16 protein-coding genes are annotated in these 16478 nt (G+C 67.3%); 7 read left to right on the forward strand and 9 right to left on the reverse strand.

Annotation, left to right across the window (positions count from 1 at the left end):
* The first annotated feature begins 8 nt into the window (after nucleotides 1-8).
* From VFW04_11850 to VFW04_11860, 3 genes are read left to right on the forward strand one after another with little or no spacing between them, the layout of a single operon-like run.
* The gene (locus VFW04_11850; GenBank protein ID HEX5180016.1) at nucleotides 9-575 is read left to right on the forward strand and encodes an outer membrane beta-barrel protein; all 567 of its coding nucleotides are present in this window, start codon (nucleotides 9-11) and stop codon (nucleotides 573-575) included.
* A 19-nt stretch (nucleotides 576-594) separates the two neighbouring features.
* Nucleotides 595-1269, forward strand: a complete 675-nt coding sequence (locus VFW04_11855; protein ID HEX5180017.1) for a hypothetical protein — start codon at nucleotides 595-597, stop codon at nucleotides 1267-1269.
* Nucleotide 1270: 1 nt separating this feature from the next.
* Nucleotides 1271-1927 carry a phosphoribosyltransferase family protein gene (locus tag VFW04_11860; GenBank protein HEX5180018.1) on the forward strand — a complete coding sequence of 219 codons (657 nt, stop codon included), beginning with the start codon at nucleotides 1271-1273 and terminating at the stop codon, nucleotides 1925-1927.
* On the opposite strand, the gene VFW04_11865 is transcribed toward VFW04_11860, so the two are convergent.
* From VFW04_11865 to VFW04_11875, 3 genes are read right to left on the reverse strand one after another with little or no spacing between them, the layout of a single operon-like run.
* Nucleotides 1924-3057: an agmatine deiminase family protein gene (locus VFW04_11865; protein ID HEX5180019.1), complete on the reverse strand. Its 1134-nt coding sequence runs from the start codon at nucleotides 3055-3057 to the stop codon at nucleotides 1924-1926. The two genes, VFW04_11860 and VFW04_11865, sit on opposite strands and share 4 nt — an antisense overlap.
* A 57-nt stretch (nucleotides 3058-3114) precedes the next feature.
* The gene (locus VFW04_11870; GenBank protein HEX5180020.1) at nucleotides 3115-4026 is read right to left on the reverse strand and encodes a carbon-nitrogen hydrolase; all 912 of its coding nucleotides are present in this window, start codon (nucleotides 4024-4026) and stop codon (nucleotides 3115-3117) included.
* 22 nt (nucleotides 4027-4048) lie between these two features.
* A complete protein-coding gene (locus VFW04_11875; protein ID HEX5180021.1) occupies nucleotides 4049-5557 on the reverse strand; it encodes a DUF4147 domain-containing protein in 1509 nt (502 codons plus the stop codon).
* A gap of 185 nt (nucleotides 5558-5742) precedes the next feature.
* On the opposite strand from VFW04_11875, the gene fdhF reads away from it, so the two are divergent.
* Genes fdhF through fdhD form a run of 4 tightly spaced genes read left to right on the forward strand, consistent with a single transcriptional unit; the run spans nucleotide 5743 to nucleotide 11554 of the window.
* Nucleotides 5743-7716, forward strand: coding sequence for a formate dehydrogenase subunit alpha (gene fdhF / locus VFW04_11880; protein ID HEX5180022.1), 1974 nt, complete (start codon nucleotides 5743-5745; stop codon nucleotides 7714-7716).
* Nucleotides 7716-9605, forward strand: coding sequence for an NAD(P)H-dependent oxidoreductase subunit E (locus VFW04_11885; GenBank protein HEX5180023.1), 1890 nt, complete (start codon nucleotides 7716-7718; stop codon nucleotides 9603-9605). Before fdhF ends, VFW04_11885 begins: the two co-directional genes overlap by 1 nt.
* On the forward strand, nucleotides 9602-10651 hold the full coding sequence (locus tag VFW04_11890; GenBank protein ID HEX5180024.1) for a 2Fe-2S iron-sulfur cluster-binding protein: 1050 nt from the start codon (nucleotides 9602-9604) through the stop codon (nucleotides 10649-10651). The genes VFW04_11885 and VFW04_11890 overlap by 4 nt, the downstream gene beginning before the upstream one ends.
* Nucleotides 10652-10681: 30 nt before the next feature.
* Nucleotides 10682-11554 (forward strand): formate dehydrogenase accessory sulfurtransferase FdhD, encoded by an 873-nt coding sequence (gene fdhD / locus VFW04_11895; protein ID HEX5180025.1) that lies wholly within the window; start codon nucleotides 10682-10684, stop codon nucleotides 11552-11554.
* Between the two features lie 81 nt (nucleotides 11555-11635).
* Here the strand turns inward: fdhD and VFW04_11900 are convergent, their stop codons facing one another.
* The 6 genes from VFW04_11900 to VFW04_11925 form a co-directional block, all read right to left on the reverse strand.
* A complete protein-coding gene (locus VFW04_11900) occupies nucleotides 11636-11989 on the reverse strand; it encodes a redoxin domain-containing protein (GenBank protein HEX5180026.1) in 354 nt (117 codons plus the stop codon).
* A 9-nt stretch (nucleotides 11990-11998) separates the two neighbouring features.
* Nucleotides 11999-12211: a hypothetical protein gene (locus VFW04_11905; protein HEX5180027.1), complete on the reverse strand. Its 213-nt coding sequence runs from the start codon at nucleotides 12209-12211 to the stop codon at nucleotides 11999-12001.
* 153 nt (nucleotides 12212-12364) lie between these two features.
* Nucleotides 12365-13591 carry an alcohol dehydrogenase catalytic domain-containing protein gene (locus VFW04_11910; protein HEX5180028.1) on the reverse strand — a complete coding sequence of 409 codons (1227 nt, stop codon included), beginning with the start codon at nucleotides 13589-13591 and terminating at the stop codon, nucleotides 12365-12367.
* Nucleotides 13588-14472, reverse strand: coding sequence for a diacylglycerol kinase family protein (locus VFW04_11915; GenBank protein HEX5180029.1), 885 nt, complete (start codon nucleotides 14470-14472; stop codon nucleotides 13588-13590). The genes VFW04_11910 and VFW04_11915 overlap by 4 nt, the downstream gene beginning before the upstream one ends.
* Nucleotides 14469-15164: an acetoacetate decarboxylase family protein gene (locus VFW04_11920; protein ID HEX5180030.1), complete on the reverse strand. Its 696-nt coding sequence runs from the start codon at nucleotides 15162-15164 to the stop codon at nucleotides 14469-14471. Before VFW04_11920 ends, VFW04_11915 begins: the two co-directional genes overlap by 4 nt.
* Complete coding sequence (locus VFW04_11925) at nucleotides 15161-16438, reverse strand: aminotransferase class I/II-fold pyridoxal phosphate-dependent enzyme (protein ID HEX5180031.1); 1278 nt, start codon at nucleotides 16436-16438, stop codon at nucleotides 15161-15163. The genes VFW04_11920 and VFW04_11925 overlap by 4 nt, the downstream gene beginning before the upstream one ends.
* Between the last annotated feature and the right edge of the window lie 40 nt (nucleotides 16439-16478).

The following is a 16478-nucleotide window of genomic DNA, read 5'->3' on the forward strand; positions in this document are numbered from 1 at the left end:
TGGCTCGCATGACACGAGTGTGGGCGTGCCTGGCCGCGTGCATGCTGATGGCGGCGCAGCGCGCGGACGCGCAGGCCGACAGCAGCGTCGCTCAGTTAGGCCTCGATCGCGTCGGCTCGTATCTGAGCTACACGACGGTCGAGCACGCCCGCCACGGCTGGGAGCTGGGCGGCGACGTGGATGTGGGCTCGGTGAAGACGCCGAAGCTCCACCTGCTGGTCGAGGGCAACTATCTGCACGCGGACGTCCATCGGTTCGAGCCCGGCGACATCCCGATTCCCGGCTCGTTTCACGACTTCAGCGTGAGCGTGGCGGCCCGCTATTCGGTGGCGCACGTCAAGCGGTTCGAACCCTATGTCGGCGCGGGCCTCGGCTTGCATTTCCTCGGCACCGACATTGCACGGTCGCAGCCGATACATGATGAGTACACGGGCGTGAAGCTGGGCGGCGAGTATTTTCTCGGCGTGTCCTACGACCTCACGAAACGTTGGGCGTTGTACGGCGAGGTGCGTCGCATGGAAGTGCCGCCGGCCTCACGCATCACGTATCGACTAGGCTTCTTCGTGCGCTTGTAGCGGCACCAGGAGTTGTGCAATGGACCGCCCGGCGGTCATGCGCACCGACGTCGTCGTCGATGTCGACGATGCTCGACTCGACGGCCTCTTGAGCGTCCCGGTCTCGGCGCGCGGCGTCGTGCTGTTTGCGCACGGAAGCGGCAGCGGACGCGCAAGCCCGCGCAACGCGCTCGTGGCGCACGTGCTGGAGGACGCCGGTCTCGCGACCCTCCTGGTGGACTTGCTGACGGCGGCCGAGCAGCGCGAGGATGCGCGCACGGGATTGCTTCGCTTCGACATCGAGCTGCTCGGCGCGCGCGTGTTAGGCGCGTCGGCGTGGCTGCGCGAGCGGCCTGTATCGTCGTCGCTCGCACTCGGATATTTCGGCGCGAGCACGGGCGCGGCGGCGGCGCTGCGCGCCGCGTCCGAACTACACGACGTGTTCGCCCTCGTGTCGCGCGGCGGCCGGCCCGACCTGGCGCGCGAATGCCTCAAGAGCGTGCGCGCGCCATCGCTGCTGATCGTAGGCGGCGACGACGTGCCGATCATTCCGCTCAACGAAGAGGCGTGCAAGATCCTGGGGTCGATTGCGGAGCTCGTCGCGGTGCCCGGAGCCACGCACCTGTTCGAGGAGGCGGGCGCGCTCGAAGAGGTGGCACGTCTGTCGCGCGACTGGTTCGTGGGCCATCTGCCGCCGCCGGCGCGCGGAGCGTGAGATGTTGTTCGCCGATCGCGCGGACGCGGGGCGGCAGTTGGCGGAGACGCTGCTGGCGCGGATGCCGGCGCTGCGACAGGAGCAGCCGCTCGTGCTCGGGATTCCGCGCGGCGGCGTGATCATCGGCCGGGAAGTCGCGCGCGCGTTAGGCGCGCCGCTGGATGTGATCGTCGCCCGCAAGCTGGGCGCGCCGGGGCACGAGGAACTGGGCATCGGCGCCGTGGCGCCCGACGGCACGCGCGTGCTGGATGGCGAGATCGTGGCCGCGTTGGGCGTGAGCGACGCGTACATCGAGAAGATCACGCGGCTCGAGCGGGCGGAGCTCGACCGGCGCATGCGCCGCTTTCGCGGCGAGCGACCGCTGCCCGATCTGGCCGGGCGCGCGGTGGTGCTGGCCGACGATGGCCTCGCGACCGGCGTGACGGCTCGCGCTGCGCTGGCGTCGGTGCGGCGCGCGCATCCGGCCGCGCTGGTGTTCGCCGCGCCGGTCTGCTCCGAAGATGGGTGCCGCGCGCTCACGGCCGACGGATACACCGTCGTGTGCGTGGCCACGCCGGTCGAGTTTCGTGGCGTGGGCGAGTGGTATGCGGATTTCGAGCAGGTGAGCGACGACACGGTCGTCGCGGTGCTGGAGCGCGCCGCGGCCGGCTCCGCCTAACTGATCCCGCGGCCGGCGGCCGGCTCCTGCTGCGTGAGGCAGTGGAGCGTCCCCAATCCCCACACCAGATCGACGGCGTGAATGCCGATGACCTCCCGCGACGGGAACAACGCGGCGAGCGTGTCCAGCGCTTCGCGATCCCGGCGGTCGTTGAACGTCGGAACCATGACGACGTCGTTGGCGATGTAGAAGTTGGCATAGCTCGCCGGCAGACGCTCGCCGTCCATCATCACCGGACGCGGGAAAGGAAGTTTCACGATGCGTAAGCCGCCGGGCATGTCGCGCGCGGCGAGCTCGAGGCGGCGCATGTTGTCGGCCGAACCTTCGTGGTTGGCATCTTCGGGGTCCGGCTCGTAGGCGAGCGCCACGGTGTGCTCGTCGACGAAGCGAGCGACATCGTCGATGTGGCCGTGGGTATCGTCGCCGACACACGAGCGGCCTAACCAGATCGTGCGGTCGATGCCGAGGTACCGGGCGAACGCGCGTTCGTAGCCGGCGCGATCCAGGCCCGGGTTCCGGATCTGCTCGGACGAGAGCAGCCACTCTTCGGTGACGAGCAGCACGCCGTTCCCGTTCGTTTCAATGCCCCCGCCTTCGAGAACCAGCGGTGCGCCGTCGTCACCGCGGACCGCGTGCTCGATGGGCAGGCCGCTCAAGAGGGCGATGCGATCGGCGACGCCGGCGTCGCGCGCGAAATTGTCGTACTTGGCCCAGGCATTGAAGGCCCACCCGATCCACGCGATGCCGCCGTCATGGTGCCTAACCGCAGTCGGTCCGGAGTCGCGCGTCCAGACGCGGTCGGTGGGCACGATATGCAGGCGCACACGGCGCAGGTCGATGGCGTGCGCCTCGAGGACGCGGCTTGCATTCTCGCGCACGTCATCGTCCGAACACAGTAGTTCGACGGTTTCGTGCGTATGAAGCACGCGCACGATCTCACCGTAGACCCATGGAATGGCGGCGAATTTCCCCGGCCAGTCGGGCTCGTGGTGTGGCCACGCGATCCACGTCGCGCGGTGCCGCGACCATTCCGCGGGGAAGCGGCGGCGGACGGCTCCCGGCGGGACGCCGGCTTCATCCTCGGGGAACCGCTCGGTCGACTGTCGCGAAAAGGGCGAATCGGCAGTCATCTCACGAGGCAGCATTTCCGGGTTGCCCCGACGCAGGCAGCGATCGTTTCACTTTGCCTAACCCAAGTATCGCTCGAGGATTCCGCCGTACGCGTCGATCCGGCGGTCGCGCAGGAACGGCCAGTTGCGCCGCGTGTATTCGATGCGCTTCGGGTCGCACTCCGCGACGAGGATGGCCGGATCGGTCGAGGCTTCGGCGATCATCTGGCCGAATGGGTCGCAGATGAACGAGTGCCCGAAGAATTCCAGACCGTCAGTTGCAGGTTCCGCTTCGAACCCGACGCGATTGACGGCAGCGACGTACACTCCGTTAGCAATCGCATGCGCCCGCTGCGCCGTGCGCCACGCGTCCGCCTGCGCCTCGCCCCACTCGGCTTTTTCCTTCGGATGCCAGCCGATCGCGGTTGGATAGAGCAGGATCTGCGCGCCCATGAGACTCGTGATGCGCGCTGCCTCGGGATACCACTGATCCCAACAGATCAGCACACCGATCGTCGCGAAGCGCGTCCGAAAAACGCGGAATCCGGACGGCGGACGCGCTTCATCGTGCTGATACATTTCGCCCGGCGTGAAATAGTACTTCTCATGGTAGAGCGGATCGTCCGGGATGTGCATCTTCCGATAGACGCCGAGGAGGGTACCGTCGGCATCCACGACCGCCGCCGAGTTGTGATAGAGTCCCGGTCCGCGCTTTTCGAAGATCGGCACGACGATCACGATGCCTAACTCTCGCGCCAGGTGCTGCATCCGCTCGACCGTCGGCCCGGGAATCGGTTCGGCCAGATCGAAGCGCTCGGCGTCCGTCACTTTGCAGAAGTAAGGTGCGTTGAACAGCTCCTGCAGACACACGATTTGCGCGCCGCGCGCGGCGGCGTCGCGAATTCCGCGCTCGGCTGCATCGACAGTTTCGGCAGCGCTCGGCGCCACCGCTTGCTGCACGAGCCCCACTGTGAACACCGGATTGCCCATGGGCGAAATGTAAGAATCCCTGCTACTGCTTGCGCCGGCGCAATGTACCGGCGATGGCCTCGAGCGCCACTGCCGGCGTCAATCGCGTGCGGCGTTCGTCCGCCGGCGCGCCACAAACGGCAATCGCGACGTCCATCACGTTTGTCCCCGTCAGATCCGTCTTGAACAGGGCGCCCGCTGCATCGAGTGCGGGATACGAGTTGTGCGACGCCAGATCCCGCGCAGGATCTCGTCCTGCACGCTCTATGGCGCGCCACGTCCCGCGCGTCACGATCGCGCCTGCGGCATCCGTATCTCCGTCTCGACCATCGGTTCCGGCAGCGAGGAACGCCGCCTCGGAGAGACCCGCGGTCTCGGCCAGCTCGCGCGCCGCGGACAACGCGAGCTCCTGGCACCGTCCGCCCCGTCCGTGCTCCGCGCCGAGCGAGACGGTGGTCTCTCCGCCCCAAATGAGACAGGTGCGTCCCGATCGTCTCGACAGGGATGGTCCGTCGGCGCCGCAATGGCTTCCCAACGTCGCGACGACGCGGCGGCCAACGACGGCCGCTTCTCCGGCGAGCGCCGAGCCCACCACGCGCGGCTCGTATCCGAAGGCGCGGGCCCGCGCCTCGATTGCGTCCAGTGCGACGCGATTACTGGCGATGATGCGCCGTTCGACGCGCGCAAAGGCTGCATCACCGGCTTTCGGCGTCTCCAACGATGGATCACGCTCGGCGCCTCCGACGAGTCGCTTCATGGACAACGGGAGATCGTCCCACAGTCCGGCGGCATCGAGCATTTGATGGACCTGCGCCGCGGTGCTTGGATCGGGCACGCACGGTCCCGAGCCGATCGTGGCCAGGTCGTCGCCGATCACGTCGGACACGATGTAATTGCGAACGCGCGCCGGAGCGAGCGCCAAGGCCAACCGTCCCGCGCTCCATCGCGAGAAGCGCTTGCGAATGAGATTCATCTGCGCGATGTCGAGGCCGGAGCCTAACAAGCGCTCGTACAGCGGGAACAACTCATCGGGTCTGATGTTGCCCTCGGGCGCCGCCGCGAGACTCGTCGCGCCGCCGGACAGGAGCACCCAGACCTCGTCGCCCTCACGCACGCGACCGGCCACGAGGCCGATGCGAGCTGCGGCGTCCAGCGAGCGCGCGCCGGGAACGGGATGGTCGCCGACGCGCGCTTCGATGGCCGGATGCGGCGACGGCTCGTCGTTAGGCGCGACGATGATGCCGCCGGCCGGCGCGCGATTCCATTCGGCGAGCACGGCCAGCGCCGTCGCGGCCATGGGATGCGCCGCCTTCCCGATGGCGATGACCCACACGCGCCGGCCGCGATCCTCGATCGGCAGCCGCTCGAGCGCCGCGCGCAGGGCCTTCCCGGGCGCGACGGCCTGCACCGCCGCCCAGTAGAGGGCGGCGAGCGCGCTCTTCGCATCACGCGGGACGTCCACGGCCGGCACCCGATCCATCGGTGTTTTCACGACCCGAATGATCGCCAGGTGCCGCATGGCGCGCGAGTGTGCCATCGCGGTCGGCAGCATCGCGTGCTGGGCTCCGAGTTTCGGTCATCCAGGAATTGGCCATGTGGATTGCGTCGCGGCCGGGGCGCCGGACGGGCGCGAGAGGAGATTCCAGCCCTGTTTTCGCCTTGAAACTTCAGTTGCGCAGTGCGATTCATTTGTTATAGGAGAATCGCCTGTCTTTCCCTTCATTCTGTTGGGGGATTATGCGAGGCAACGGCAGTACCGAGCTCGGCTATTCGCGGCTGACCCAACCGCTCGTGCGTGACAACGGGTCGCTCCATCCCGCATCGTGGGACGAAGCGCTCGACCGCGCGGCCCAGGGGTTCCGCCGCAACATCGCCGCGCACGGGCCTAACGCACTGGGCATTTTCAGCTGCTCCAAGTCGACCAACGAAATGAACTACTTGGCGCAGAAGCTGGCCCGGGTCGCGTTCGGCACGCACAACGTCGATAGTTGTAATCGGACCTGACACGCTCCTAGCGTCGTCGGTCTGGCGACGATCTTTGGAGCGGGCGGGGGCACCAGCTCGTACAGGGAGATCGAAGAAACCGATGTGATCTTCCTGTGGGGAGCGAATGCCCGCGAAAACCATCCGATTTTCTTTCATCACGTCCTGAAAGGCATCAACCACGGGACGCGGTTATATGTCGTCGACCCGAGACGCACCTCGTCGGCGCAGTGGGCCGACGTGTGGCTTGGCTTGAACGTCGGCGCAGACATCGCGTTGGCGAACGCGATGGCGCGCGAAATCATCCACGCCGGGCTCGCCAACACGGCGTTCATCGAGCATTCGACCGAGGGGTTCGAGGCGTATCGTGCTCTCGTCGAGCCGTACACGCTCGAGGTCGCGCAGCGAATCACGGGCGTTCCCGCGGACGTCATCCGGGAAGCGGCGCACACGTATGCCCGTGCGGACCGCGCGATCATCTGTTGGACCTTGGGCATCACCGAGCACCACAACGCGACGGACAACGTGCTCGCGTTGATCAATCTCGCGCTCGTGACGGGTCACGTCGGACGGTATGGGTCCGGGCTCAATCCGCTGCGCGGGCAGAACAACGTGCAGGGCGGCGGCGACATGGGCGCGATTCCGAACAAGCTGGTCGGATTCCAGGACGTGCTCGACGACGAGATCCGAGGGCGATTCGATCGCGCATGGAACGTGACCTTGCAGCCTAACTACGGCTGGACCGTCACCGAGATGCTGCAGGCGATGGATCGCGGCGAGCTGACGTCGCTGTACTGTATCGGCGAGAACCCGGCGCAATCGGAAGCCGATCAACACCACGCCGAGCAACTGCTGCGGGATCTCGATCACCTCGTGGTGCAGGACATCTTCCTCACGAAGACGGCCGAGCTGGCGGACGTGGTGCTCCCGGCCACCGCGAGCTGGTGCGAGGCGGAGGGCACGGTGACGAACAGCGAGCGCCGCGTGCAGCGGGTGCGCAAGGCGCTGGAGCCGCCCGGCGACGCGCGCGACGAACTGTGGATCATCTCGCAGGTCGCCCGCCGGTTGGGCCACGACTGGGGCACGCCTAACGCAGAGCAGGTGTGGGACGAAGTGCGCGAAATGGCGCCGGACATGTTCGGCGGAATGACGTACCGCCGGCTCGAAGAGTTGGACGGCATCCAGTGGCCGTGTCCGAACGAACAGGATCCGGGCGCACAATTCCTGCACGCGCGGTTGTGGGCCGATCCGGTCGGGTTGCCCAAAGCCGCATTCTCGCTCACCGAGTACGAGCCGCCCGTCGAACTGCCCGACGACGAATACCCGTTCACGCTCACGACGGGTCGCCGCCTCGATTCGTACAACACCGGCGTGCAGACGGCCGGATATACGTCACCGCTCAGGCGCGGCGAAACGCTGGACATTGCTCCCGAGGATGCGCGACGCCTGGACATTGGCGACGGGGACCTGGTGCGCATCACTTCGCGCCGCGGCAGCATCGTCGCGCCAGCACACATCGATACGTCGCTGCGGGCGGGTCTCGTCTTCATGACATTCCACTTCCAGGACCAGGTACGCGTCAACCTGCTCACGATCGACGCGACCGATCCGCGTTCCGGGACGGCCGAGTTCAAGGCGTGCGCCGTGCGGGTCGAGCCGGTGCGCGCGCCGGACGAGGCGCCGGCCCGCGCGCTCCGCCGCCACTCAGATCCTGTGTTAGGCGACTGATGGACCTGAAACTGCTCGACGTCGGACCTACCGACGAGGAACGCGAGGCGATCGATGCACGACTTGGTCCGCCCGCGTCCGGGTGGGATGGCGGCGAGCGCGTGGCGCAGCGCGATGCACACGTGGCGTTCGGCGGTCACTCGGCCCGCGCCCGCCGGAACGAGCTGCTCCCCGCGCTGCAGGCCGTGCAATCGCGCGTCGGCTGGATCAGCGAAGGCGCGTTCAACTACATCTGCGCGCGGCTCGACGTGCCCCCGGCCGACGCCTGGGGCGTGGCGACGTTCTATGCGCTGCTGGCCACGACGCCGCGGCCCAAGCGCGTGCTCCACGTGTGCGATGACATCTGCTGCCGCACGCGCGGCGCTCGAGCGGTACTGGAGAGACTCGAGGCGACGCACGGCGCGCCGCATCCGCGCGCGTTAGGCAACGGCCACGTCGACCTGTCGGATACAGATGCTGTCTGGCTGCCGAGCCCGTGCCTCGGCATGTGCGACGAGGCGCCGGCGGCGCTACTCACCGTGGCGGGCGAAGCGCCCGTCGAGCGGCTGGTGGGAGGGCTCACGGTGGACCGCGCGCTCGCAATGCTCGAGGGACGGGACAACGCGGAGAACGCCGCGCGCATCCCGCTCCCGCAGCGAGGCCAGGCCGGGCTCCGCCTGCTCGCACGCATCGGCGTCGTCGACCCAGAACGGCTCGATGCCTACCGCGCCTCGGGCGGCTACCAGGCGCTGCGCCGCGCGTTCGAGCTCGGCCGCGAAGGCGTGATCCGCGAGGTGCTCGACTCCAAATTGTTAGGCCGCGGCGGCGCCGCGTTCCCGGCCGGCCGGAAGTGGGATGCGGTCGCGCGCCAGCCCGAGCGCCCGCACTACATCATCTGCAACGCAGACGAGTCGGAGCCGGGCACGTTCAAGGACCGCGTGCTCATGGAAGGCGATCCGTTCGCGCTCGTCGAAGCGATGACGATCGCGGCGTACGCCACCGGATGCGAGCAGGGCTTTTTCTACATTCGCGGCGAGTATCCGTTAGCCATCGAGCGCGTGCAACACGCCATCGATGAAGCGCGCGCGCGCGGACTCCTCGGCGACGGCATCCTCGGCCAGCCGTTCCGCTTCGACATCGAAGTGCGCAAGGGAGCCGGGGCGTACATCTGCGGCGAGGAAACCGCGGTCTTCAATTCCATCGAAGGCTTCCGCGGCGAGCCGCGGAACAAGCCGCCGTTCCCGGTGCAGGCAGGACTGTTCGGCAAGCCGACGGTGATCAACAACGTGGAAACGCTCGCGAACGTGCCGTTCATCATGCTCGAGGGCGGCCCCGCGTTCGCGACGATCGGGACGGCGCAGTCGACGGGATCCAAGTTGTTCTGCGTGTGCGGGTCGGTGGCGGCTCCGGGCGTGTACGAGGTGACGTTCGGCGCCACGCTTCGCGATCTGCTCACCCTGGCGGGCGGCGTGACGGCCGGCCACACGGCACAGTGCATTCTTTTAGGCGGCGCGGCCGGCCTGTTCATTCGTCCGGATGAGCTGGACATCGCGCTGACGTTCGAGGGCGCGCGCGCCGCAAAGGCGACGCTGGGCTCCGGCGTCGTCATGGTATTCGACGAGACCGCCGACATGGGCGACGTCTTGCGACGCGTGGCCGCGTTTTTCCGCGACGAATCGTGCGGGCAGTGCGTGCCGTGCCGCGTGGGTACCGTTAGGCAGGAAGAGGCGCTGCACCGGCTGGCGGTGAAGAAAACGCGGGGGAGCGTCGCCGACGAGCTCGCGCTGCTCGATGAGATCGGCGTCGCCATGAAGGACGCGTCGATCTGCGGACTGGGCCAGACGGCGTACAGCGCGGTGGAATCGGCGATCAAGCGCTGCGGCATTTTCGACGGGCGGAACGCGCCATGACGCATTTCGTGGAGATCACCCGGCCCAAGCGAACGGTCGAGCTGACCATCGATGGGCAGAAAGCGCGCGTGCCGGAAGGAACCACCATTCTCGACGCGTGCAAGACGTTAGGCACCGAGATTCCGACGCTGTGCTATCTCGAGACGCTGCACCCGGTGAACGCGTGCCGCGTGTGCGTCGTCGAGGTCCAGAACTCGCGGGTGCTCGTGCCCGCGTGCTCGCGCGCCGTCGAGCCCGACATGGTGGTGTCGACCAACTCCGAGCGCGTCCGGCACAGCCGGAAAATGGTCCTCGAGTTTCTGGCGTCATCGGTCGACCTGTCGACGGCGCCCAACGTGGACGGGTGGCTGGCGTCGTACGACTGCAAGCCGGAGCGGTACGGCCCGCCGGCGCCGGACGAGCCCGCGGGGGAACGCGATGCGATGCCCGCCGGCCACCACGAGCCGCCGAGCGCGGACTACGCGGCCACGGTGGGCCAGCCGGTGAAGATCGACAACGATCTCTACGTGCGCGACTACGGCAAGTGTATCCTGTGCTACAAGTGCGTCGAAGCATGTGGCACGGACTACCAGAACACGTTTGCGATCGCCGTTGCCGGACGAGGATTCGACGCGCGCATCTCGACCGAGTTTGCCGTCGAGCTGCCCAAGTCGGCGTGCGTGTACTGCGGCAACTGCATCGCCGTGTGCCCAACCGGCGCGCTCATGTTCAAGAGCGAATTCGACCGCCGCGAAGCGGGCACCTGGGATGAATCCAGGCAGACGGAGGTGAGCACGATCTGCCCGTATTGCGGCGTCGGCTGCACGCTCGACTTGCGGGTGCAGGACAACGAGATCGTGCGGGTCATGTCTCCGTTAGACCACGACATCACGCGCGGCAATCTCTGCATCAAGGGCCGCTTCGGGTGGCGCTACGTGCAGAACCGCGGTCCGCGTCCCATGGGCGTCGCCGGCGGCGCCGGCAACGGGCAGGGCGGTGGATCGGCCCCGCGCGCCGACGGCGGCCCACGCGACGCCGGGAATGGCGCGGGCGATGGACACGGTTAGGCGGACCGCCGCGTGGGGGTCCGGCGTGCCGTGACCGACCCGCCGCCTCCGGCCCTCAGGCCGGACCACCCGCTCTTCGGGCTCGGCTACAGCCGGCCCGTTCGGGACCGCGCCTTCGAGCGACTCGATGGCGCGGTCGTTTCGTCAGGCGACGCGCCGGTCGCGGAAGAGGTCCCGGTGGCGTTCGTGTACAACCAGCGGCCGCACGTCGTGATGATGGCCACGCCGGATGACTTCGAGGACTTCGCGGTCGGCTTCAGCCTGTCCGAAGAGATCGTCCGTTCGCCTAACGAAATACAGCGGATCGAGGTGGCGCGGCACGGCCAGGGCGTGGAGCTGCAGATCGACGTGCCCGCCGAGGCCGGCGAGCGACTGAGCACGCGCGGGCGGCAACTGGCGGGCCGCACCGGATGCGGGCTGTGCGGCGTGGAAACGATCGCCGAGGCGTTGCGCGAGCCGCGCACCGTGATCTGGCGCGAGCCGCTGGAGGCATCGGCGCTGTGGCGCGCCGAAGCCGATCTGGGTGCGCGACAGGAGTACAATCGAGCCACCGGCGCCATGCACGCTGCTGCATGGTGCACGGTGGATGGCACGATCCGCGTGGTGCGCGAGGACGTTGGGCGGCACAACGCGCTCGACAAGGTGATCGGTGCGCTCGCGCGCGAACACACGGATGCGAGCACGGGTTTTCTCATCATGACGAGCCGCGCGAGCTACGAGCTGGTGCAGAAGGCCGCGGTGGCGGGTGTGCCGTTGCTCGCCGCGGTGTCGCGCCCAACGGGACTCGCGATTCGGCTGGCCGACGCCGCGAACATGACGCTCGTCGGTCTGCTTCGGGGACACTCCGCCAACGTCTACGCGCATCCCGAGCATCTGCGCCATCCGGGGCCGGTGGGTCCGTAAGGCAACGAGGGCGAGGCGGAAGATCATGCTCTCCCATCCTCGCCCTCGTCCGTGCTGCGACGAACCGAGCCGGATCTTCTGTTATGGCGAGCCTGATCCTGATCCCGCGCTCTGCGCGCCGTCGGTCTTGGCGACCGCATCTGCCAGCTCGGTGTACGCTTTGGCCGCGAGCTCCTGGAAGGGCATGGCGCGATACGTCACCTTGCCCGTCGAGTCGATCACGTACAGGACACGCGTGTCGAGCTTGTACTTGTCGTTGTAGATCCCGTATTTCTTGCCCACGTCGCCGCCCGAGTCGCTCGCGAACAGGACCGGGAAGCTCTCGTCGCGCGCCCAGGATGCGAGTGCGGTATCCGGGTCGACGCTCATGGCCAGCACCACGACTTTCTTTCCACCGTTGAAGAGCTTGGCGTACTGATCACGGTACGCCTCCATTTGGATCGTTCAGCCTTTTGTCCGCGCCTTGAAGAAGAAGGCGAGCACCACGGTTTGCCCGCGGAAATCGGACAGCTTAATCGGATCCTTGAGGACGCCGAAGCGTGTGGCGCCGACGGCGGTGAAGTCCGGTGCCTGGTCGCCGACTTTGATGGCCTTCGTCGAGTCCTGCGCGTGTGCCGCGCCGGCGACGAGCGACATGGTCAGAGCGGGCACGGCCAACAGGCCAACTCTACGAGCGAACAACGACATGAAGCCTCCGGCAGAGATGGGAGACACGACAATGCTAGGGCCGGCCAGCACGCGGCGCAACCTTCCGCTATAGCCGACGAATCGGCGTCGCTGGGCGTTGGTTCCGCAGCAACGTTTCTCGCGTCAGCGCGACCCGCTGCTGAACGCGACTTTGATGCTGTGCTCGGCGCCCTTGCTGCGCGCGGCGTCGAACGCGCGACGAAACTGCGACAGCGGGAAGGTGTGGGTCACGAAGTCGCCGATCGGTGCGCGCTTGGAGGCGATCAGCTGCGCCGCTTCATCGAACGCCGAGCGCGACGGACTCGCGTGCCCGTGCGCGCCGTAGCACAGGCTGCCGCACACCGTGAGCTCCTTGAGCCAGAGCGGCGTCCAGTCGATGCCGTTCATCGTGCTCGAATTGCCTAACAGCACGATGGTGCCGCCGGCGCGCGTGACGCGCATGGCGTCGTCCATGGCGGCGGTGCCGCCGACGCACACGAACGTCTGGTCGAAGCCGCCGATGCCGACGGGCTTGCCGAAGATCGGCTCGAGCAGTCGCGTCCCGGCCGCCTCGGCGAGCGCGGGGAGATAGTTGCCGCGTGCGTCCACGGAGCGCTCTACGCCTAACCGGCTGGCCCGGGCGCGCTGGAATTCGTGCCGCGCGAGCAGCGTGACGGGCGCCTCCGGCGCGAGCGCGCGCAGCGCGGCCACGGTGAGCAATCCGATGGACCCGCCGCCGACCACCAGGACGCGCGCGCCCGCCGCGGGCCGGTGTGAGAGCACCGCGTGCACCGAGCACGCGAACGGCTCCACGAGCACTGCCTCCGCGTCGGTCATGGCGTCGGGCACCGGCACCACCTGCGACTCGTGCGCCACGAACGTCTCGCCCCAGCTTCCGCCCAGGCCGCGCGTCGTGCCTAACAACATGCCCGGCGCGATGGCGCCGTCGGTGAAATGGGCGCACCGCGAATGATGGCCGGCCGCACACGCCTCGCACGGGGGCGCGAGCTCGCGCGGTTCGCAGCATAGCAGCGGATTCGCCGTCACGCGCGCGCCGACCGGCACCCGGCGCACTGCGCGTCCCACTTCGACCACGTCGCCGACGTTCTCGTGGCCGATCACGAACGGGAACGACGAAAACGGCGACGTGGACGGGCTCGCCTGGAGCGTGATGACATTGAGGTCGCTGCCGCAGATGCCGCCTAACCGAGTGCGGATGCGCACCCAGCGCTCGGAGGGCAGGGCCGGCTCGTCCACGTCGCCGTAGCGGGTGCACGCCAGGGCGCCGAAATAGAACCGGTCGGATATCCGGCCGCCCGCCAGCGTCGCGAGATAGCGCGGAATCGGCGCCGCGAACGTGATCGCTTTCACGTCAACGCCGGCGTCACCACACGCAGCGCGCCCGGCACGCACCGCACCTCGAGCGTGGCCGAGCTCGCGCGGTTGTACTCGCCGTCGGTCTCATAGGCCGGCGGCGCGCCGAACGTGAGCGTGAAGCTCGATGCCTGTGTCGTGCGCACCTCCGGCTTCCCGACGTGGGTCCCTTTCGTCGCCGCGCCGAACAGCGAGATGCGCCGCATGGGCGATGCCGCGCCGATCGCCACGGCATCGAGCAGCCCGTCGGTGACGCTCGCGCCCGGCGCGATCCGAAACGCGCCGCCGAAGTTCTTTCCGTTGGCAATCACCAGCATGAGGTGCGGCTCGGGTCCGCGCGGCGCGACGTCGACCGTGATGCCGCGGTAGCCGAACAACTGGCGCAACGCGCAGTAGAGGTAGAGCGCATCACCCTTCAGCCAGTTCACGGTTTCGACCTGCTCGAGCACGGCAATGTCGAATCCGAACCCGGCGACGTTGAGAAAGAACCGGTGCTCGATGCGGCCCACGTCGACGGGCACGTCGGGGCCGTCCACGGCCAGCCGGGCGGTCGCGTGGTAGTCCGATGCCGGCGCGCCGATGGTCTTCGCGAAGTCGTTGCCCGTGCCGGCGGCGGCGAGCGCAAGCCTAACGGAAGCGCCGGCGCCCAGGATGGCGTTCGCCACGTTGCTCCACGTCCCGTCGCCGCCCACGGCCACGATGGTGCGCACCCCGTCCTGGATGGCGCGAAGGGCGACGGTCTTCTCGTCGCCCTTCGCCTGCGTGGTTCGAATGTCGGTGACTCCGACGGCGGCGAAGGCCCGCCTAACCCGCTCCGCCGCCTTCGCGCCCCGCCCCTTGCCCGAGGCGGGATTCACGATGACGCAAACGTCCGTCATCGCCGCGCGTAACTGGCCAGCTGTTGCAGCGGGTGGAAGGTCTGCTTGCCGTTTTTCATCCAGAGCTCCCGGAACGGCGTCACGTCCACTTCCCAGTCCTCGAGAAGGTCGGTCATCGCCTGCGAGTGGATCTGGATGCCGCCGCGCTCTTCCTCGTTCTCGCTGAACTGTCCCTGCATCACGATCGTCGACGAATACGCGCCCTCGTCGTCGTTCATGAACGCCTGGTAGCGATGTTCGACGTTGGACCACTCGTGCTCGGTGACCGTCATGTCGACGATCGACTGCCCGCGGTCCGTCGCATGAATCGTGATGTGGCCGTCGCCCCGTTCCCATGCGATCGAGATGTCCTGCATGTAGTGCGGCAGGTGCCAGCGCTCGATGGCGTGCTCGCGGGATTCGCGCGTCGTCGTGCCTAACCGGAACGGATAGAACGCCGAGCGCGGCCAGGGCTGTCCCTGCTCGATGCGCGGCGACACGAGAATCGAGAGAATCAGCTCGCCGTACTCGCCCACCGGACTCTGGTGGAAGTCGAACGCCATCACGCTCAGGACGCTCGAGCCATGGTGCGGCTCGATGGGCTGCAGATCCGGCGGCAGGATGGCGCGCGCATTCTCCGTCGGAAACTCGAAGAAGCCGCCGATCGCGTCGCGGAAATAATACTGAACGAACCCGTCATTTCTGCTGCTCATACGAGGATCCCCTCTTCACGAAGGACGCGGACGAGGATGGACACGCCCTCGTCGAGTTGGTCGAAGGTGTGCGACGCCGAGATCGACACGCGGAAGCGCGACCGATGCTTGGCGACGGCAGGATAGATCACCGGCTGCAGATACAGTCCGGCGCGGAACAGCTGGTGGCACAGCTCGAAGACGCGGCGATCGTTACGCACCATGATCGGAATGATCTGCGACGTCGAATCGCCAACATCCACGCCCTCATCTTCGAGCGCTTTCCGGATGTGCTGCACGTTCTGCCACAACTTCGTGCGGAGCTCCGGTTCTGCCTGCGCTATCTCGAGCGAGCGCAGGACGCCGGCCGTGACCACCGGCGAAAGCGCGCACGAGAACACGCGCGAGCGCGCGAAGCCCTTGAGATAATTGTACAGATTTTTCGAACCGGCGACATATCCGCCCTGTCCGCCGAGTGCCTTCGAGAACGTGCCGATGTGAATGTCGACTTCATCCTCGAGGCCGAACTTTTCGGCCACACCGCGGCCGTTTTCGCCGTAGAGGAACGCGGAGTGCGCTTCGTCGAGCATGATGCGCGCGCCGTACTTCTTTGCGACTTCGACGAGCTCTGGCAGCGGGCACACATCGCCGTCCATCGAATACACGCCTTCGATCGCGACGAGCTTTTTGCCCGTGGTCGAGCGCAGCCTTTTCTCGAGGTGCGCCGGACTGTTGTGGCGGAAGAACTGGACGTTCGCCTTGGACAGAATGGCGCCGTCGACGATGCTCGCGTGGGCATTCTGGTCGGCGATGACCCAGTCACCGGGTCGCATGAGACCCGAGATCATGCCCACATTGGTGCTGTATCCGGTGGGGAACACCATTGCTGCTTCCTTGCGTTTGAAGCGAGCGATGGCTTCCTCGAGTTGCACGTGCACATCCATCGTGCCGCTCAAGATCGGCGATCCGGCGGCGCCCAACCCATATTGATCGAGTGCTGCTTTCGCAGCCGCGATCACCTCGGGACGATACGAGAGTCCGAGGTAGTTGTACGACGACAGATTCAGGAGCTTGACGTGCCGGTGGTGCAATCCTTCAGTGAGGTGCACCCAACCTTGCGGCGGCGTTGACATCGCCTGTGCGAACAGATAGTAACCCTGCTGCACCGCGCGGGTGTACCACTCGTTGTATGGCTCCAGTATCGCGAACGGGTCATCGCTCGACGAATAAAAGAAGCTACTGTAATCATAGTCGGAGACGCTCATGCTCGTCTGCGCTTCGACTCGTGTTGCCATGGGTGACCTCCAAGTGAATGCCGAGAGCGCCGGCTTGTCT

Source organism: Gemmatimonadaceae bacterium, from assembly GCA_036273715.1.
Classification (GTDB): Bacteria; Gemmatimonadota; Gemmatimonadetes; order Gemmatimonadales; family Gemmatimonadaceae; genus JADGGM01.